General features: G+C 42.4%; 17 protein-coding genes and 2 pseudogenes. 8 read left to right on the top strand and 11 right to left on the bottom strand.

All coding sequences use genetic code 11. From position 1 onward, the window contains the following. Positions 1-21: 21 nt before the first annotated feature. The 4 genes from HC246_RS16710 (at position 22) to HC246_RS16695 (ending at position 3,786) form a co-directional block, all read left to right on the top strand. Positions 22-372 carry a hypothetical protein gene (locus HC246_RS16710; protein WP_169364369.1) on the top strand — a complete coding sequence of 117 codons (351 nt, stop codon included), beginning with the start codon at positions 22-24 and terminating at the stop codon, positions 370-372. Positions 373-669: 297 nt separating this feature from the next. Next, complete coding sequence (locus tag HC246_RS16705; RefSeq protein WP_169364368.1) at positions 670-2,976, top strand: C2 family cysteine protease; 2,307 nt, start codon at positions 670-672, stop codon at positions 2,974-2,976. A 74-nt stretch (positions 2,977-3,050) separates the two neighbouring features. Further along, entirely contained in the window at positions 3,051-3,548 is a 498-nt protein-coding gene (locus tag HC246_RS16700) for a hypothetical protein (RefSeq protein ID WP_169364367.1), read from the top strand. A gap of 40 nt (positions 3,549-3,588) precedes the next feature. After that, positions 3,589-3,786: a hypothetical protein gene (locus tag HC246_RS16695; protein ID WP_169364366.1), complete on the top strand. Its 198-nt coding sequence runs from the start codon at positions 3,589-3,591 to the stop codon at positions 3,784-3,786. A 115-nt stretch (positions 3,787-3,901) separates the two neighbouring features. Here the strand turns inward: HC246_RS16695 and lipA are convergent, their stop codons facing one another. Then, a complete protein-coding gene (gene lipA, locus HC246_RS16690; RefSeq protein WP_169364365.1) occupies positions 3,902-4,777 on the bottom strand; it encodes a lipoyl synthase in 876 nt (291 codons plus the stop codon). Between the two features lie 134 nt (positions 4,778-4,911). Next, positions 4,912-5,382: a DUF1003 domain-containing protein gene (locus tag HC246_RS16685; RefSeq protein WP_169364364.1), complete on the bottom strand. Its 471-nt coding sequence runs from the start codon at positions 5,380-5,382 to the stop codon at positions 4,912-4,914. Positions 5,383-5,896: 514 nt separating this feature from the next. Between HC246_RS16685 and speA the strand changes: the two genes are divergently transcribed. Beyond that, entirely contained in the window at positions 5,897-7,822 is a 1,926-nt protein-coding gene (speA, locus tag HC246_RS16680) for a biosynthetic arginine decarboxylase (RefSeq protein WP_169364363.1), read from the top strand. Between the two features lie 136 nt (positions 7,823-7,958). On the opposite strand, the gene HC246_RS16675 is transcribed toward speA, so the two are convergent. Then, entirely contained in the window at positions 7,959-8,336 is a 378-nt protein-coding gene (locus HC246_RS16675; protein WP_169364362.1) for a resolvase, read from the bottom strand. 285 nt (positions 8,337-8,621) lie between these two features. After that, the gene (locus HC246_RS16670; RefSeq protein ID WP_169364361.1) at positions 8,622-8,984 is read right to left on the bottom strand and encodes an Hpt domain-containing protein; all 363 of its coding nucleotides are present in this window, start codon (positions 8,982-8,984) and stop codon (positions 8,622-8,624) included. A gap of 287 nt (positions 8,985-9,271) precedes the next feature. On the opposite strand from HC246_RS16670, the gene HC246_RS16665 reads away from it, so the two are divergent. Next, positions 9,272-10,453, top strand: a complete 1,182-nt coding sequence (locus HC246_RS16665; protein WP_169364360.1) for a TRC40/GET3/ArsA family transport-energizing ATPase — start codon at positions 9,272-9,274, stop codon at positions 10,451-10,453. A gap of 452 nt (positions 10,454-10,905) precedes the next feature. Here HC246_RS16665 and HC246_RS27145 read toward each other — a convergent pair. The 7 genes and pseudogenes from HC246_RS27145 to HC246_RS16620 all read right to left on the bottom strand — a co-directional run. Then, positions 10,906-11,532, bottom strand: a pseudogene (locus tag HC246_RS27145) (IS1 family transposase); the annotation flags it as partial. 27 nt (positions 11,533-11,559) lie between these two features. After that, complete coding sequence (locus HC246_RS16645; RefSeq protein ID WP_169364358.1) at positions 11,560-12,546, bottom strand: transposase; 987 nt, start codon at positions 12,544-12,546, stop codon at positions 11,560-11,562. Positions 12,547-12,799: 253 nt separating this feature from the next. Continuing rightward, positions 12,800-12,937: pseudogene (locus HC246_RS27140) on the bottom strand (IS1/IS1595 family N-terminal zinc-binding domain-containing protein); the annotation flags it as partial. Positions 12,938-13,152: 215 nt separating this feature from the next. Further along, on the bottom strand, positions 13,153-14,394 hold the full coding sequence (locus HC246_RS16635; RefSeq protein ID WP_169364356.1) for a dihydroorotase: 1,242 nt from the start codon (positions 14,392-14,394) through the stop codon (positions 13,153-13,155). A gap of 78 nt (positions 14,395-14,472) precedes the next feature. Beyond that, on the bottom strand, positions 14,473-15,489 hold the full coding sequence (locus tag HC246_RS16630) for a hypothetical protein (protein WP_169364355.1): 1,017 nt from the start codon (positions 15,487-15,489) through the stop codon (positions 14,473-14,475). A 70-nt stretch (positions 15,490-15,559) separates the two neighbouring features. Next, on the bottom strand, positions 15,560-15,985 hold the full coding sequence (gene mscL / locus HC246_RS16625; protein ID WP_169364354.1) for a large conductance mechanosensitive channel protein MscL: 426 nt from the start codon (positions 15,983-15,985) through the stop codon (positions 15,560-15,562). Between the two features lie 92 nt (positions 15,986-16,077). Further along, positions 16,078-16,494 carry a hypothetical protein gene (locus HC246_RS16620; protein ID WP_169364353.1) on the bottom strand — a complete coding sequence of 139 codons (417 nt, stop codon included), beginning with the start codon at positions 16,492-16,494 and terminating at the stop codon, positions 16,078-16,080. 504 nt (positions 16,495-16,998) lie between these two features. Between HC246_RS16620 and HC246_RS16615 the strand changes: the two genes are divergently transcribed. Both HC246_RS16615 and zwf read left to right on the top strand, forming a co-directional pair. Continuing rightward, a complete protein-coding gene (locus tag HC246_RS16615; protein WP_169364352.1) occupies positions 16,999-17,814 on the top strand; it encodes a mechanosensitive ion channel family protein in 816 nt (271 codons plus the stop codon). Between the two features lie 271 nt (positions 17,815-18,085). Beyond that, complete coding sequence (gene zwf, locus HC246_RS16610) at positions 18,086-19,615, top strand: glucose-6-phosphate dehydrogenase (protein WP_169364351.1); 1,530 nt, start codon at positions 18,086-18,088, stop codon at positions 19,613-19,615. Positions 19,616-19,700: the final 85 nt, after the last annotated feature.

Raw genomic sequence — 19,700 nt, 5'->3', positions numbered from 1 at the left:
AACAAGTGTAAGAGATAAAATATGAAAACTAAAGTTGCTTTGATTGGCTTAATTTCTGCGATCGCCGCATTAGGAATCTCACTCCCCGCCCAAGCTGATAGTCGTAGAGCATATTGTAAATACTTTGAAAATGGGGTAAGCCAAGCTAAAGTATCAATGCCTTGCACCTTCTCAATGCGTCAAGGATTTGTCACAATTACATGGGAAGACGGTGTAAGTGATTATTTTCGACCAATTCCTAATCGTCCATTTGTCTATACTGATGAACGTGGTGGGCTTGTCTATCAACAACGGGGCGAAGAAGATGCTAATGGAGAAAGTGCCAGAATTTTTAAAATGGAAAATGGCTCTATTTATATTTGGGGCAGCTAAACATCTTAATGCAACAGGTTGAAAAATCTCTCTGGTTTTTCTGATACTGAAAAGTGATGCAAATAAATTTTTGAGTCCTTTCCAATTATTAATGAAAACTAAGTTTATACCCTCATAGGGTATATCTTTTTTTATTTGACATATGAATTTTTTAAGTTATTATATAAATAATTAAGCGATAACATCAAAATTTAAGAACGTTTAGCACAGTTATTTGTGTAATGGGGGGCGTTCTCAGATATATGTTTTCAGCCGAAAATCGGGGTTAAACCATTACACCAATAGGGAATAAATATTATGTCTGTCAACCAGAATGCAGGCTCGACCTTTGGTTTGGGCAGTGGGGGCGATGCTTCAATTTTTGCAAATCAAATTCCAGATATCTTGGGCATAGTCAGGGAAAGACTTCAACAAGCCGCCTCTAATCCCGATCTATTTGTTGAAGTTTTTGGTAACAAGGCTAATACATCTGAATTACAAACCGTGCGATCGCAGTGGTCTGTAGGTGACTTTAGCCAGTTGCCATCCGTACAAATTCTTTCAGCAGCCAACACTAATGGCGCTTTTGGCGCATATGCCAGTTCTACACAAACAATGTATCTTTCGGATGCACTATTTCAAGCTAGTGCTGCACCAACTAACTCAGTACTAGGCGCAGCAGGCGTTTTAGTTGAAGAAACTTTTCATTGGCTCGATGATCGTGTAGGGACTGACACTCAAGGCGATGAGGGAGAACTAGCAAAAGATTTGATATTTGGGGTATCCCTAAGTGCATCTGAATTGACGCGGATTAGAGCAGAAGACGATCGCGGCTTCATTAACTTAAACGGTCATTTGACTGCAGTAGAAATGGCTGCTGACTATGCAGGTAATACAATAGGAACAGCACGTAATATTACCGTCGGTTCATCTAATAGCACTTTCCAAGATTGGGTAGGTAGCACAGATACAAATGACTACTATCGCTTTACCATTGGCAATACTAGCAACTTCAATTTGAGCCTCAACGGATTAACATCTGATGCTGATGTACAACTACTAAATAGTAGTGGCAGTTTAATTCAAAGTTCTGCAAACGGTGGAACTAATGCAGAAAGTATTGTGCGCCAGTTAAATGCTGGAACCTATTACATTCGTGTATCGCCCTACAGTGGTTCCACTTACTATAACCTTAACTTATCTGCAACTGTTATACCACCTGATTATGCAGGCAATACTCTCGGAACAGCACGTAACGTCACTTTAAGTTCATCTACTACTACTTTCCAAGATTGGGTAGGTAGTGCAGATACCAATGATTACTATCGTTTCACAGTTGCTAATACTAGTAACTTGAACTTGAATCTGAATGGAATGACATCTGATGCCGATGTGCAACTTCTAGATACCAGTGGCAACACAATTCAAAGCTCTACAAATGCTGGCACTAGTGCTGAAAGTATTGTGCGACAAGTCAATGCTGGAACCTATTACATTCGCGTATTACCCTACAGTGGTTCCACTTATTACAACCTCAATGCCTCTGCCACAACAGTTATACCACCTGCTCCAGTTGATTGGTTTGGACAAAATCTACGCGATGCAGGCATTATTGCTTTAACCCGTTCTCTAGCATCTGACGGCAATTTAAGTCGTAATGACATGATATCCATTTTCCGCAATGCAGAAGATGGTGGCACTATTGATGCTAGTGAATTAATGGATTTTCGGACTATTCTGACTAATGCTAGCCGTTTTGGTATGGCTGACTACGTCAGGGTGCTATCCAACAAGATTGCTAACAGTGATCCTGCTAACGCGCGTTCTGGTTTCGGTAACTTGTTTGCGGGTAGTAGTTCCACCCAAATGGAAAATCTGATTGGCAAATGGTTCTTAGGAACTGACCGTCCTGATACTACAAGCTCAGCCTATACCTATCGTTATATCAGTGGTTCCCTATTCCAAAATGGCATTAGCGCTGATGATATTAAACAGCAAGCATTAGGCGATTGCTACTATTTAGCGACCTTATCTTCTATTGCCCAAGAGAAACCCTCTTCTATCCAAAATATGTTCATTGACAATGGTGACAATACCTTCACTGTTCGTTTTTATAACAATGGCGTAGCTGATTATGTAACTGTAGATCGCTATTTACCAACCACATCATGGGGAACTGCTGTTTATGCAGGTTGGGGTGGAGGCTCCTATACTTCTTCTAATAATGAGCTTTGGGTCGCTTTAGCCGAAAAAGCCTATGCTCAACTTGCGGAATCTGGTTGGAGTCGCTCTAGCACTTCCAATAATGCCTATGCTGACATTGCAGGTGGATGGATGGATGTGGTAACTCGTCAGGTGACAGGACTAAGTACTTCATCCCAAATTTCTACCAATATGACACAGACTCAATTAATTAATATGGTCAATTCTAATCAGGTCTTAACGGTTGGCTTTGTGTATGGTGCAGGCTATAGCGTAGTCAATGGTCATGCCTATACGATTACTTCCTATAATCCTGCAAATGGAACTTTCCACTTGCGTAATCCTTGGGGAACTAGCCATGCTGATGTAACTTGGGCACAACTATTGTCATTGCGTGGCATTGTGCAATGGTCTAATACTTAACAAAAAGAATTTCTGAGGTGCTCCGTAGAGCACCTCAGGACACCGACATATTCTTCTTTCAATCAGGTATATGAATGAAAATCCTTTTACCTTTTTTAGGGTTCTTAAGTTGGCAAATTAATATAGCAGACTGTAGCTTTGTACCTATGTATGTTAATAGTCAACCTTTACTTCAACGGGAAAATAAACTTCCCGTTATCAAAATTATGCTCAAAACCTCTTTAATGGCTAGAGAAGAAAATCTCCCTTCTATCGGTGTTCGTCCTGATACTAATCGAGATATTGGATTTGCCACTGTGTTGCTAACTTTGGAAAATCATCAAGAAAAAAATCAAAAGATAATTATTCAAAATATTGAGATTTACAGTGTTGCTGATAATCAGTTACAACCTTTTGCATTTACATCAAAGCAAATTGAACTGAGACCCTTAGAGAATGCCATGATTGATATGCACTTGACCAATAAAACTGGCTATTTGGGACAAGGGCGAGTTAAAGCAGTTGTTACTTATCAAATTGACGATCAGCTTGATAAGGTTGAATCAGAATCTGTTAATGTTGAGCGGCATTAGTTCTGTCCTCATATACTAAGTACAGGGCATGTAGTAAAAAATGGACATCGATATGGTAAACAGTGCTATTGATGTAAGCAATGCAATCGTCAGTTTGCCGAATTCTACAGTAAACGAGGATATTCTGAGAATACCCGACAAAGACAATGTGAAGAGGTTATTTGAGTTTGTCACTCATCTTCAAGTCTTTAGTTTTGAGAAGATTTTTAATTATGGCTTTTTTCCACAAATCATTTAGGATTGCTATAGAGATTTAGAGAAGACTGCTTATGTAGTGGAATTATTGATGGTTGAGGCGATCGCTTTAGCAAAAAAATGGAGTGATATTGCGATCGCAATTTCTCAATCTATCACTACACTTCCTTCGGATATAGCTTCATCAAGGCTTGTACCTGCTCAGCATGATAGGAACTGCGCGTAAGCGGCGAAGAAACCACTTGCAAAAATCCCATTTCTTCACCAGCAATCCGCCATGCCTCAAACTGCTCAGGTGTGACAAACTCATGCAAAGTCAAATGTTTAGCAGAAGGTTGGAGATATTGCCCAATGGTAATGATGTCACAATCTACAGCTCGTAAATCACGCATGACGGCTCTAACTTCCTCATCAGTCTCACTCATCCCCACCATAATTCCCGACTTGGTATAGACCCAAGGCGCAATTTCACGGGCGCGACGCAATAGTTCCAGACTACGCTGATAGTCTCCCTGTGGACGAACACGGCGATAAAGTCTTGGTACAGTTTCCGTATTATGATTCAGCACATGGGGACGGGCAGAGAGAATTGTTTCTAAAGCTTCCCAATTAGCGCAGAGGTCAGGAATGAGCAGTTCGATTGTGGTCTGAGGCATCAATTTGCGAATCTCTTCGATACAGCACACAAATTGTGAAGCACCACCATCTGGCAAGTCATCACGATTAACGGAAGTCACCACGACATGCTTCAGATTCATCCGCCGTACTGCTTCACCGAGGTTAATCGGTTCCATCGGATCGAGGGCTTGCGGCTTCTTTTCAAAATCAATATCGCAGTAAGGACAAGCACGGGTGCAAGCAGGTCCCATAATTAAAAATGTGGCAGTACCTTGGTTGAAGCATTCGCCAATATTTGGGCAAGAGGCTTCTTCGCACACAGTATTTAACCCCAAGTCGCGCAGGACTTCTTTGACATTGCCAACGCGCTCCCACTGTGGGGCTTTTACTCGCAACCAATCTGGTTTGACTGCCATATTTGTAACTACCTAGATCTAGCTAATGCTATTCATATACTTTTGTAACATCTTATATATTACCACTGGGCGCTTATCAAGCTGATATTGCTGCCTCTATTTGCTCGTATCATGAAATGAAAGCGATCGCATTTTTATTCAGTGGCAGACATAGGATGATTAGCCGCAATTTCATGAGCCAGCATTTCTTCTAAACGTTGAATAGTCTGATTCTGTATACTGAGCATTTGTCGGAGTTCAGCAATTTCTCTATCCCTTAAACTATCGATTTTTTGATGGAGAGATTCAATTTCTTGCTCAGCTCTTGTGTCCACATCGAGATCTTGCTTTGCTTTACTGCGATCAATATCAGACTGACGATTTTGGCTCATCAAAATGAATGGAGTAGCATAGGCAGCTTGGAAACTTAGGGCAAGATTGAGGAGAATGAAAGGATATTCGTCCCAATGTTTAACCCAGCTAATAATATTTAAGACAATCCATATACCCAGTAAACAGCTCTGAATCAGGATAAATCGCCAAGAACCAACAGTTGCTGTCACCCGATCAGCAATGCGTTCTCCCCTTGAAGATTGAGAATTTTTGGGCTTAGCTGACTTGTCCATAGATGAAAGCGCGATCCTGTGCAAAATCGCACTGAAGTTAGATATAGCTTAACACCTCAAAATTTGGTAGTGCCAAATAGTTAAGGATGGACGGCACGAAGCGCTTTCCCACCTTAGGAGGAATTTATTTGTTCAAAAAGATCTAGACTCTTGGCGCAGCAATTCTCATTATGACTTTTGATTAGCCTAAGCCGTCAAATTTTCAACGAAGACATCGGCTTTTCAAGGACAGCTATTACGACTATTCTCAATAGCTAACGCTGGATCAAGGTAATTTTTCCATAATGAGAATTGCTGCTCTTGGCGGGCTTAGCCCCTAGATTTAATTGATAATGCTAAAGTTGATACGGTCAGCCGAAAGCGCCGCCTGTTCCAGAGCAGTTGGTATTTTGCCATAGGCAAAACTCAAAGCTCTTACTGGAATTGATTTTCGTTTGTAAATGAGTACATACTTGTTTGCAAACCGCTATATGTAGATCTAAGGTTTGTAGGGTTTATCAAAGGTTTATTAACAATGTTGCAAGAGATTCAGTTACCTGTCGTTGCCGATGCCAAAAAGTGGACGATTCAAGATAGTGAAACCCTTTATCGCATCAATGGCTGGGGTGAACCTTATTTTAGTATTAACGAGGCTGGTCACGTAACTGTCTCTCCCAAAGGCGATCGCGGTGGCTGTATTGACCTGTTTGAACTGGTGAATGATCTCAAGCAGAGGGGATTGCGATCGCCGATCCTAGTCAGATTTTCGGATATTCTCGCTGATCGCATTGAGCGCTTAAACTCCACCTTTGCCAAGGCGATCGCCCGTTATAACTACAATGGCGTTTATCGTGGCGTTTTTCCTGTCAAAGTCAATCAGCAACGACAACTGGTAGAAGAAATTGCTAAATATGGGAAACCCTTCCAATTTGGTTTGGAAGCAGGTTCTAAACCTGAATTACTGATTGCCCTTGCCACCCTCCGCACCCCTGGTTCACTGCTGATTTGTAATGGTTACAAGGATGCGGAATATATTGAGACTGCCCTGCTAGCGCGGAAACTGGGACAAAATACGATCATTGTGATCGAACAGCTAGAAGAAGTAGAGATGATCATCCGTGCGGCTACGAAATTAGGCATTGCGCCTGTGGTCGGTGTCCGCGCTAAACTCAGCACCAAAGGTCTAGGGCATTGGGAAGACTCAACAGGCGATCGCGCTAAGTTTGGATTGCGGATGTGGGAAATCCTCGAAACCGTCGAACAGTTGGAAGCCGCAAATATGCTAGATTCCCTCAAATTACTGCACTTCCACATTGGTTCGCAAATCAGTAATATCAGCGCGATTAAAGACGCATTGCGGGAAGCAGGACAAATCTATGTACAACTGACGACCCTAGGCGCACCAATGGGACATCTCGATGTCGGTGGTGGTTTGGGCGTAGATTACGACGGTTCTAAAACCAATTTCTATGCTTCCAAAAACTACAGTATGCAGAACTATGCCTATGACATCGTCGCGGCAATTAAGGATGCCTGTACGGAAAAGGGAATTCCTGTTCCCACTTTAACGAGCGAAAGTGGTCGGGCGATCGCTTCTCATCAATCGGTCTTAATCTTTGACGTAGTGGGCATTAGCGGCACACCTTCTCAAGCGATCGAGCCATTAAAGGAAGATGAGCATCTCATTGTCCGTAATCTCTTTGAAGCATTGGAAAATATCAATGAGAACAACTATCAAGAGATTTATCACGATGCGGTGCAGTTCAATCAAGAAGCCATTAGCCTATTTGCCTTTGGTTATCTCAGCCTAAAACAACGCGCCAGAGTTGAGCGACTGTTCTGGGAATGTTGCGATCGCATTCGGAAGGTGACGCGCAAATTAAACTATGTGCCTGACGATCTCGAAGACTTGGAACGCTCGATGGCACTGACTTACTATTGCAATTTTTCCGTCTTCCAGTCTGCTCCCGATAGTTGGGCGATCGATCAACTCTTCCCGATCATGCCGATCCATCGCCTCAATGAAGAACCCACCTGTCGCGGCACGATCGCCGATCTCACCTGTGATAGCGACGGCAAAATCGATCGCTTTATCGATCTGCGTGATGTGAAATCCGTTCTCGAATTACATCCCTTTATTCCCGAAGAACCTTACTTCCTCGCCCTATTCCTTGGCGGAGCCTACCAAGAAATCCTTGGCGATTTGCATAACCTCTTTGGTGATACCGATGCGGTGCATATTCACGCAACTCCTACGGGTTATAAGGTTGAGCATGTAATTAAGGGCGACTCCATGACTGAAGTTCTTGAATATGTGCAGTACAATCGTGATGCGATGCTAGAGAATATTCGCCAAGAAACGGAACGCGCTCTTCAAGAGAAGCAAATTACCCTTGATGAAGCTAGATTATTCTTACAAAAATATGAGCATTGCTTAAACGGATATACTTATCTCAGTTAATCGATAAAAGAGAAGACGCACAAAGTGCATCTTCTCTTTTAGGACTTACGCAAAGCGACGCATCGTAAGGGCAATTCATGAATTGCCCTTACGATGAAATGCGGGTTTAAAGTTATTTTTGCGTAAGTCCTATCTTTTATGAATCGTGATGAGAATTCATTGCTTGATTCATCGTCTTTAATTCTTGCAAAATTTCTCGCAAAAGCCGATTAGTCTCATTCTGAGTTGGCTCCTGCACCTGAATCGTTACCTGCTTCATTTTCAAGACATCCCTTGCAAATCTGGAAACTTCGGTAGGGTGAAATAACAAGGGTTCGCGATCGCTTTGGCGCAACTCTGGATTAAGTTTTTGAGGATCATAGGGTAGATTTAGCTCATTTTGATTTGGGTCAGTGTTAGCATATCGATATACCGAAGCCCGCGATCGCCCCAAAGCCTTTTGAATTGCTTCCACATCCATTAGTTCATAATTATTATCAGATTTCAGGTCAAACGCAGGTAAAGGAAGACTCATAACTAATTTCTGATTGATTTCTGATTGAGCAAATTGCTATCACTAGTATAGTCGCATTTAGAGTCTAGTAATCTCATTCCAAAACGAGAACCCACTTTTTTGTGAAGTGGCAAAGACTCACTACAAAAAAGCGGGTTCATATTTTCTTTTGCTTTCCTACAGCAATTACCAATCAAATAAACCCCAAGAAGAATTTTGAAAGCTTTGCTTAGCGACATTTTCAAAATTCTTCTTGGTTTTGGTTTGGGCGCAAAGTGCTGTAAGTGACAGTTAAGCCTGAATTTCTCAAGATACTACCGTCGATAATTTTTCAGCAATAAATGCCTCAACAGATTGTATGTGGAGAAACATCTCCTCAATCAGATCCGCAGCTTTCATACCATCTTGCTCTAGATTTAGCTCTTCAAGCTTCACAGCTAAATCACGTATTTGTAAAGCCCCCACATTACTACTCGACCCCTTGATGTGATGAGCCTCCTTCATAACCTGCAAGTGATCACTACTAGCGATCGCCCCACGCATTATTTCTAGTCTTTGATGAACATCTTCTACATAGACCTGCAAAACCTCAATCTCAAACTCGATATCTCCCTCCGATATTTGATTAAGTTGCTCTAAATCTATAGGAGAGCTTGGTGTCTGATTCATATAGGTTAACGCCTTACAGCACTTAACTAATCAATATACATAACTACTACACGTCGCTAAGCTAACACATATATAGCCATAAAAGCTAGAAAACTAAAGAATAGTCTTCATAATCCCTTAAGTTTTTCGCATTGGTGATCTCCAGATCGATGTTAGAATGAATAGCAAATGTAAAGATTTGCAAAGCCATCTATTTATTCAAAATTTACTAGGACTAGTCACGCTAAGCGAGGCTAATTCTGGATTCTAAGATAATTAAAAATTAAACAAGACGAGTCATATCGACCATGCGTATCATTTTAATGACAGGAAAAGGCGGAGTTGGTAAAACTTCCGTAGCAGCAGCCACAGGTTTACGCTGTGCTGAATTGGGTTATAAAACGCTAGTTTTGAGTACCGATCCTGCTCACTCCCTTGCTGATAGCTTTATGGTCGAGTTAGGTCATGATCCTAAAGAAGTACGTCCAAACCTCTGGGGAGCAGAACTAGATGCCTTAAGGGAACTAGAAGGCAACTGGGGTGCAGTTAAGCGTTACATTAGCGAAGTTTTACAGGCAAGAGGTCTAGAAGGCGTACAGGCTGAAGAGTTGGCAATCCTCCCGGGGATGGATGAAATTTTTGGCTTGGTGCGAGTCAAACGCCACTATGACGAAAAGGATTTTGATGTATTGGTAATTGACTCTGCACCAACAGGAACAGCCTTGCGCTTACTATCTCTTCCAGAAGTCGCAGGCTGGTATATGCGGAAGTTTTATAAGCCCTTGCAAGGCATGGCTCAAGTCTTGAGTCCTGTTTTTGAGCCAATTTTTAAGCGTGTCACAGGTTTCTCTTTACCTAATAAAGAAGTGATGGATGCTCCCTACGAGTTCTATGAAGAACTGGAAGCCCTTGAAAAAATCCTCACCGATAACACAATTACTACCGTTCGATTGGTGACAAATCCCGAAAAGATGGTCATCAATGAATCACTCAGGGCACATTCCTATCTCAGTCTCTACAATGTGGCGACGGATTTGGTAATTGCTAATCGGATCATTCCAGAGGAAGTCCAAGATCCCTTCTTTAAGGCATGGAAAGAAAATCAAAAACAATACTGCGAACAGATTTATCGTGACTTCCATCCACTCCCAATCAAACAGATTCCTCTGTATGCGGAGGAAATGTGCGGTATTGAAGCCTTAGAGAGACTCAAGGTGACTTTATTTGGGGAAGAAGATCCTGCACAGGTCTATTACAAAGAGAATACGATGCGTGTGGTCGAAGAGAACAAGCAGTATCGTTTGGAATTATATTTACCTGGTGTGGCGAAGGAGAAGATTGAGTTAACAAAAACTGGTGATGAGCTAAATATCCGTATTGGTAATCATCGTCGTAATCTAGTATTACCTCAAGCTCTATCAGTTCTCCAAACATCTGGCGCAAAAATGGAAGATGATTATCTAAAAATCCGCTTCTCTACCCCTGTTTAAAGCCTAAACTTTAGGCGATCGCCCCCAATGTAATCTCTAAAATCAGCGATCGCCTAAAATAAAACCCATCAAAGCCAAAAACATAATTATCTTTTAACTGATATTATGTGGAAGGAACAGTCTAATTTTAAAGAAGGGAGAAACTAGCCCTAATAGCCTTGAAGTAGAGTCTAGCCTTGAGAGCAAAATGATTGAGTTTGGTTTTAAGATGGAGACACTTAGACAAAAGCACAAAAGCAAGCAAAGTTATGATTTTGCTGAGTATGAGCAATCCCAGTTGGAGACTTAGCAAGAGCGAGATTAGATTTCAAAGACCTGTGAAATTCTTCAACTTTCCAAAGTTTTTGATAAATTGTGTGGATGTCAGCTGCGTTTAAGTCGAGATTACTGCAAGCTAAATACAAGATTCCTGTAGATTGATTTTTGTTTCTAAAAACTTGCGCGGCAATGTTTCAGATTTGTTGGAAAGTATGATGGGATGGGATAGAAAATTCGTATCTATTGATGAATAGTCCAATGACAATATCGTGCATCAAAATAGATTTAGAAAAGCAAATCGTCTTTCTGGCTAAACGCTATAATCCGATTTCGCAAAGTTAAATGCTTACGTTCAATTTTTTGAGTATTTTTCTTGCCGATAAGATGAGTGTCAGGGTCAAGAATTCTCTCGTATGCGCCCCAAGCATCCGTAAAGAATCGCTTGATGCCAAATGGTTTTAGGAGATTAACCAGTTTAACTAAAGCTTGATCTTGATGTGGCGCTAATACATATGCTAAAACGACTCCACTTGCATGATCAATTGCGTGCCATAACTATCTTTGCTGTTTTTTACTGCCAACAAAACTCCACATTTCATCCATCTCTGCGGATTCAACTTGATAAAGATCCACATCTATTGTCTCTACATCCAGTTGCTCTAGTAATGGATAGTTCACAGTTTCTATATCTTCCTGCTTTTTTTTAATTCGTTAATCACTGTGGTGGGGCTAATACCTAACACTCTGCTTGTATCTCTGATACCACTGCCATTGATTGCCATCTCTGTGATTTGTTGTTTGACTGTTGCTAGATGCCCTTTGTAGATACTGTCTTGAGCAACAAAAAGTCAAGAGGGAATTTGAACAAAATTGGGATCGAAAGAACGCTGAGACTTGAGAACGCCAAAGACCTGTCGTAACAGCTTGTGCATGACCGCGCCAATGACAGACATTTTGGACTTACCCTTAGCCGTAAGGCGATCGCAGAAAGTAGTAATCGGTGAATTATAACGACGAGCAACAATCGCAGGCATAAACAGAGCTTTACGCAAACGCGCATTACCAATTTTAGATAAACGAGGCTTACCATGAATTGAAGAACCAGAAGAAAACTCGCGGGGAGTTAAACCCGCAAAAGCGGCTAATTGATCAGCAGTATCAAAAGCCGAAATATCCCGAATTTCCGCCAGTAATACAGTTGCAGTTAGTTCAGCAATACCTGGAATAGAAGTCAACAGATCCCGTTGAGATTTTAAATGAGGATGTTGATCAAAGTGCTGACGAATCAATTTCTTGGTCATCTCAATTTGCTCTTTGAGAAAATCAATGTGAGCAATAATTGCCTCCACCAAAATTGGATCAGCCGTAGCAAGCCGATTCAGCTCTTGCTGCTGCATGGCAGTTAAGCTATCTAAACGATGCACCAATGCTTGGAGTTGTTCAATTTCTAATGGTGGTGGTGTCCATGGTGCAGGCTTTAAAGCCGCACAAAATCTAGCAATCACTTTGGCATCAGCACGGTCTGTTTTTGTACGACTTAATTCACTCTTACCAAAGGCTTTGGGACGTGATGGATTAACGATACTTACTTTGTATCCTGCCTCTACTAAGAATCTAGCTAACCCATTGCCGTAAGTGCTGGTGGCTTCCATACAGCTATGTAAATTTGTGACACCTTGAGTATTTAGCCATTCTTGTAATTCAGCAAATCCTTCAGGATTGTTGCCAAATACTTTGCTCTTGATTTTGGCGTTGCCTTGGATGAGTGCAACATCAAATTTGGCTTTGCTGATATCTATTCCTAAAACATCACATACTTCATTGCTATTGTTCATAGTGTTTTCCTTGCTTCTTGCTAGAGTTTCGAGTAAAGCAATTAGTGGAGTTTAACTATCCTTGTGAATGCAGGTTTACCCATGGGGCGACCTCTGATACTGTCCAGTCTTTACTGTTTCCACTGTTTAAGCAGAGACGACTCTATCTACAAAACGGGCTTAGTGTCCCTAGGGGCTGTTCGAGTTTATCTCTGCTTTTGCTTTTTCGGATTTGAGTAAAGATTTTATCCTTTAACTTTCCTCCTAGATACAAGGTGTAATCGAGGATAAATGTCTTGCGAGTACAGTCTTCGTTACAACAAATGTATCTTTTCTTGCCTGTGGCACTTTGTCCATGTCTATGGATATCTATTCCTCCACAGGTTGGACATTCGACTGCTTCTAATACCATGCTTTTTCCTTAGCCTATTGCGTATTTCAGTCAGATACTTTACAACAAATCTGACACACTACCTTATTTCCCACTCTTCATTGGATAAATCGGTATTATAGGGCTGGCGCATTTTGGCTGGCTGATACTAGACTTCATCAGTATTCATACCTGTTTTGGTGCGCTCTTGCTTTCTTAAATGCTTTCTAAAACACCAACCTTTCACTATTTGGGGGTTAAAGTACTTTGCCGATTAGCGATCGCCCGATGTAACTACTATTTTTTGATGGCGAGGCGATCGCTTTTGCATCAACTAGCCATTCCAAGTTTGGATCGAATAGAGTTGCGAGTTGAGGTTGAGTGAGTCCAAGAATTTTGGCAGGATTAATACTTAGAGCTTTCCATAATTCGCTTGCCGTTAATAATCCTGTAGTCACTAGGTTTTGCCAAAGTACAGGAATCGCAAATTCCAAGCCGATCGCACCGACGGGAGCTACCTCAAAGGGAACCACTTTTTCCTCATAGGCGCAGGGGGTATGATCGATCGCGATCGCATCGATGGCTCCAGAACGAATGCCTGCAATGAGCGCAAGGCGATCGCCTTCGCTACCAAGGGGAGGCATCAAGCGCAAATTTGGGTCGTAACTTTCTAAATCGCGATCGCAGTGGCAGAGATGTAGCCAAGTTGTACTAGCGGTTACGGGTAATCCACTGTTTTTGGCTTGGGCGATTAGTTCTACGCTCTGTGCTGTAGAAATTCGCATGAAATGAGTCGGGGCTTTAGTGAGTCGGACTAGTTCGATGAGTGCCGCAAGGGATGAGGTTTCGGCGGCGGCGGGATAGCCTGTCATCCCATATTGCAAAGACCATTTGCCCTCGCGGATTACCCCACTACCAGCAAGATCAGGATTTTGCGGAAAGAGGGCGATTGGCTTGCCCAATGGTTTGAGATATTCCATCGCTCGGCGCACTAACAGGAGATTAGCGATCGGTTTGCTATCGGTAAAGCCAATCACGGATTCTGCAAGTTCCGCCATGTCCGTCAGTTGTTTGCCCTCTAAACCTTTGGTAATTGCCCCCCAAGGTTGCAGGCGATCGCCATATTTCTGCTGCACATTGCGCCAAAATTCGAGTGCTGCAATATCATCGATCGCTGGTTGGGTATTGGGCAAAATTCCTACAGTGCTAAACCCACCATTTTGGGCGGCTTGGACTAATTCGGCAATGGTTTCTCGCGATTCATGCCCCGGTTCACCACTAGTACTGTACAGATCGATCACCCCAGTTCCTAAAATTAGCCCCGATCGCTCATCAACATTGGTATTTTCAGGAATTTGGTTAGCATCAACGTTTAGATGAATTTGGCGATCGCCATCTATGAATACATCAGCAAATTTCTCAGTGGTTACGGAAGCTGCATCAAGAATGCGTACCTGTTTGAAGAGGGTGGGGTACGCAAGGGAATTTTCTAAAGGCATAACAAAACGATTTTCTTTTTACTGTATAGCGCGATGGGCTTAACTCAATAAGAAAAACAGCACAAAGTGCTGTTTTTCTTATTGCACAATATTTAGTGATTTTTGATTTTGGTAATAACTACGCCATTGCCATTTACCCTGTGCATCAATATTAGGTGTGAGTACGCGCACATCAAGGGAATTTAAGCCAATTTCTTGGACAACAAGCTCAGGATAGCGATCGCCATTAATTTCCTGAATACCATAGAGCGCATAACTACTCACACTGTCATTAATATAGGAGAGCGCCCGCGTATGGGTCAAAATTGGTTCCGCATTCCAATCATTGCCTGATTTTCGGAGCATCACTAACATGCTGTACTCTTGGCGCTCAAGGGCAGGGCGCGATAAAAAATCTTTCCAAACTTGGGGATCAAAGCCTGTTGGACGTTGTGAGTTATCGAGGCGCAAACCTGCAATGATTTCAGGTTGATTATCGCCGTCAATATCCACACATACGAGGGAAGCGATCGCCACCTGCGAAGTTGCCGCTTGATTTGCTCCCAGTTTTAAAAATAAATTGCGAGACTTATCTAATACAAGGGGTTGAATTTTGCTGGGGCAGTTAAAGAAATAAGTGCGATCTTCTTTCGTAACGAGGCGATCGCTTGCCACAATCGTTAAATTTGACTGCTTTAATACAGTGGGATCAAAGCCCTTAGCTGGTTGATTTTTATCATTAGGATTCGGCTCCTGCACTTTAAAACTAGCGATCGCGCCAAAGGCATCGGAACCACGCACCGCACTAACTTGAAACATCCCTAGAGGCTTACCAAACTGCACCAAAGAAAACTTGCTACCGACTGGGATCGATTGAATTACCCGATCTAAACTGCCTAGCTGTTCTACGAGATCCGACGGTACAATTCCCTCAATTGTCTTGCCATCAGGAGAAGCCTGAATGAACAAAAACATCGGTACGGGGGACTTAGTTTCTTCAGGCTTTTTGTCGTTATTCGGACTCACGCAAGCATTAATACCAATCGCAATTCCTAAAGTAATCAGAGATCCAAGTGCCGCATGGCGAAATTTATACGTGAATTGTCTAAATGGCATAATGGGCGATCAGTCTAGAAAGATATTTCCAAATAGAATGTAGGTGATTGCTGAGCAACCACCTAACATTCTATTTGGATTCCATCACTTCCGCTAAGCGTTCAACCGCTAAAGTCAAACGTTCTTGGGGATCAGGCTTGATTTCAGGTGCAGCAGCCTCTTCTCGTTGTTCTTTACGCTTTGCGGCTTCAAAGGAGCGGATGATCAAGAAGATCACAAAGGCAATGACGAGAAAATTGATCACAGCGGCAATAAATACACCATATTTGATGCCATTGATTTGCAACTTGGCTAAATCCTGAACATTGGCAGCTTTGAGGGCTGGATTTAAAAGCAGAGGGGTGATGATGTCCTCAATTAAAGAGGTAACAATTTTGCCAAAAGCACCACCGATAATCACGGCAACTGCCAAGTCAATCACATTACCTTTCAAAATAAATGCTTGAAAGTCTTTAATAAAGCCACCAGCAGCTCGTTTCCCATTTTGCAAAGCCATAGCATGTTTCTCCTAAATTTGATGTAATCAGCAATCTCCAAAGTTGACTTTGCCAACTTTGGAGATTGCGTCAAGGACGATGAAAACAGGTTTTAATTATCATGCTTTTGAGCACGTTTTGCTGATCGCACTTCATTACTCTTATTCCAAGGTAAGGCGATTACTTGATGCCGATATAGCCGATACATCAAATACATACAAGCCGCAAAATATCCTGAGCTTAAGGTTGCTTTGAGTAATTCCGTTGTCACTTGAATTGACTGCCCATCACTGGGTACACCACCCATCGCACTATAGGCGATCGCCCAAGTTACCATCAAAGCGATCGCTACTTGGCTGACATCACGCACCTTGCGACTAGTCCTCTGCCGCACCAAAGCGATCGCTGAGGGGATCAGCCCAAATACAGGCATCAAGCAAAAAAACATCTCAATTCTTTCCTTAGTAGAATCACGAGATATTTGCTCTGGAGTTTCAATTTGGCGATCGCGCTTAGGATAACGACTCATAGATGTACCCTTACTCAGATTGTTTGTAGAGTGGCAAAGCCACTCTACAAACTTATTTTACTGCGCGTTCTTAACATCTCTCTGATGGGTATTTTAAGGCTAAAAAATATGGCACACGCTGCACGTGTGCCATATTTTTTAGCCTAGCTACTTGATAGATATTAATAAACTCATAAACTCTGTATCATTTTTCCAAGCATCGTTCAAAATCTATAGATGTCGATGTCAGTGAATATTGACATCTATGTTTCTCATTAGTTTTATTAAGCTACCTTGGCAGTTTGAATTTGATTTTAAGGTTAGGCTGAGCAGTCCCAAGTGATGCTTAGCCTAACCTTTAAAATCATGCCATCGTTAGTAATGCTAATACCAAAGCAAAAAACAGCTTAGCTGTTTTTTGCTTTATAACCCTTGCTGGGTCTGATTTCTGATTCACAAAAGAGTGATCACTCTTTTGTGAATCGGTATAACTATCTCAATCAACAGGAGTATTTCTTTACCGTAATGGATCCAACGACACTTCAAAATGTTCTCTCCACAAATTTAAACCTGCTGGCTGGTGCAGCATTTAAAGTCATTGCCGCGATCATCCTCTGGTTTATTGGGCGCAAACTCATTGATATTTCGATCAACATCACCTCACGCACCCTTAAAACTCAGAGGATCGATCCCACATTGATCAGCTACCTCAACTCCAGTCTTGCGGTGCTGTTAAATATCATTTTAGTAGTTGCCATTCTTGGTTACTTCGGTGTTGAAACCACCTCCTTTGCCGCACTGTTAGCGGCAGCTGGTGTAGCGATCGGAGCCGCATGGAGTGGATTGCTCGCTAATTTTGCCGCAGGTGCATTCCTGATTATCCTTCGCCCCTTCCAAGTTGGCGATTTCATTTCCGCCGCAGGTATCACAGGCACTGTTGTCGAGATTGGTCTATTTGTTACTATCATCAACACTTCCGATAATGTCCGCACGATCATCGGCAACAACAAACTTTTCTCTGAAAATATTCAAAACTTTTCGGCTAATGACTACCGCCGCGTCGATATCAAGGTACAGCTAGATCACTCAGTTAATCCTAGTGAAGCGATACGTGTTATCCAAGAAAGAATTGTCAATATTCCTAACGTAATTAGCAATCCTGCCCCTGTAATTGAGATCCTCAACTTCACTGCGATGGGTCCCGAATTAGCAGTACGTCCATTCTGCAACAACACCCACTATTGGCAAGTTTACTATGACACCAATCGTGTCATCCGCGAAAGCTTTAGTGAGTCAGGCTTCCCCACTCCTAAACAACATTTCCAAATCCGCCAATCTTAAGAAACCTCAGTTCGGGTTAAGCTGTCAAATTTTAAAAGCCCAAAAGTAAAAGCCTTGCTACGCAAGGCTTTTACTTTTGGGCTTTGAGAGAGGATTTGCAACGCAAATCCTCTCTCAAAGCCCATTTCAAATTATCCCGAACTCGCGTTAAGAACCAAAAAGCCCCGCAATGCGGGGCTTTTTTAGCAGCGATCCTAAAGGAAAACATACGATATCTCTCGAACACTAGATGTATTGGCTAGAATCTAGCTAGCGTTCAACAACCGAGCCTGTGGTACAAATACTCGAAAATCCCTTACGGGTTGGTTTACAGCAAGAAAGAACCCCTGAACCATTGATCCTTGTGATCTTCGGCGCGTCAGGCGATTTAACCATCCGAAAGCTTGTTCCAGCAATCTACCATCTCAAACAGCAGCGTCGGCTGCCACCTGAACTGACCATCGTTGGCGTGGCACGAAGACCTTGGAGTCATGATTATTTTCGTGAGCAAATGCGCGAGGGTATAGAAAAGTTCTCAGTAGGCGTTGGGGCAGAAGCCATTTGGCAAGATTTTGCTGAAGGCTTGTACTATCAATCGCTGGATATGAGCAATCTTGATGATTATCGTAAGCTCGATGAATTGTTGGGAGAGATTGATAAAGAAAGAGGCACTCGCGGTAATCGAGTCTTTTATTTAGCAGTTTCGCCTAATTACTTCACCGATGCGATCGAGAAGTTAGGGCAAGCGGGAATGATCAAAAATGCCCAGAAAACTCGCGTGGTCATTGAGAAGCCTTTTGGCAGAGATTTATCTTCCTGTCAAGATCTCAACCGCGTTGTGCAGAAAGCTTGTGATGAAAAGCAGATCTATCGAATTGACCATTATCTAGGCAAAGAAACGGTTCAGAATCTTTTGGTTTTGCGCTTTGCCAATGCCATTTTTGAGCCATTGTGGAATCGACAATTTATCGATCATGTGCAAATTACAGTTGCCGAGACTGTTGGTGTGGAAGATCGGGCGGGCTATTACGAAAACTCTGGGGCACTCAGAGATATGCTGCAAAACCATTTAATGCAGCTTTTCTGTTTAACTGCGATGGAGCCGCCTAACTCGATGGATGCCGATTCATTGCGAAATGAAAAGGTAAAGGTGATTCAAGCAACTCGTCTCGCCGATACTCGCAAATTAGAGCGATCGTGTGTACGCGCCCAATATAGTGCAGGCTGGATGAAAGGAAAGCAGGTACAGGGCTATCGCGATGAACCGAATGTTAATCCTGAATCCCTTGTGCCCACCTATGTTGCCATGAAATTTGAAGTCAATAATTGGCGCTGGCAAGGTGTGCCTTTCTATTTGCGAACTGGTAAACGGATGCCGAAAAAAGTCAGTGAAATTGCGATTCAGTTTCGTGATGTCCCCTATTTACTATTTCAGTCAGCAGCTAAGCAGGTTTCTCCCAATGTACTAACGCTGAGGATTCAACCTAATGAGGGGATCGCCTTAAAATTTGAGGCTAAGATGCCGGGGGCTGATCTGCGATCGCGTTCCGTAGAAATGGACTTCGGCTATGGCAAGACCTTTGGTATCGAAGGCTCCGATGCTTACGATCGCCTGTTGCTAGACTGTATGTTAGGCGATCAAACCCTATTTACACGCGGCGACGAAGTTGAAGCTGCTTGGAAAGTAGTAACACCTGCGCTTACCGCTTGGGAGCAACCTAGTGATCCCAGCTTAGTTCCCCAATATGAGGCAGGTACTTGGGGACCAACAGAATCGGAACAGCTAATCGAGCGTGATGGGCGACAGTGGCGACGGCTATAAAACATTAAATAAATTGGCTGAGCCAATTTATTTAATGACAAATAAAGTTTTAGAGATTTGGAATACGCCCGAATCTCTAAAACTC

The sequence above is a fragment of the Pseudanabaena yagii GIHE-NHR1 genome (assembly GCF_012863495.1).
GTDB lineage: Bacteria > Cyanobacteriota > Cyanobacteriia > Pseudanabaenales > Pseudanabaenaceae > Pseudanabaena > Pseudanabaena yagii.
Note: the sequence above shows the minus strand (reverse complement) of the source record. Positions and strands in the feature narration are given on the sequence as shown.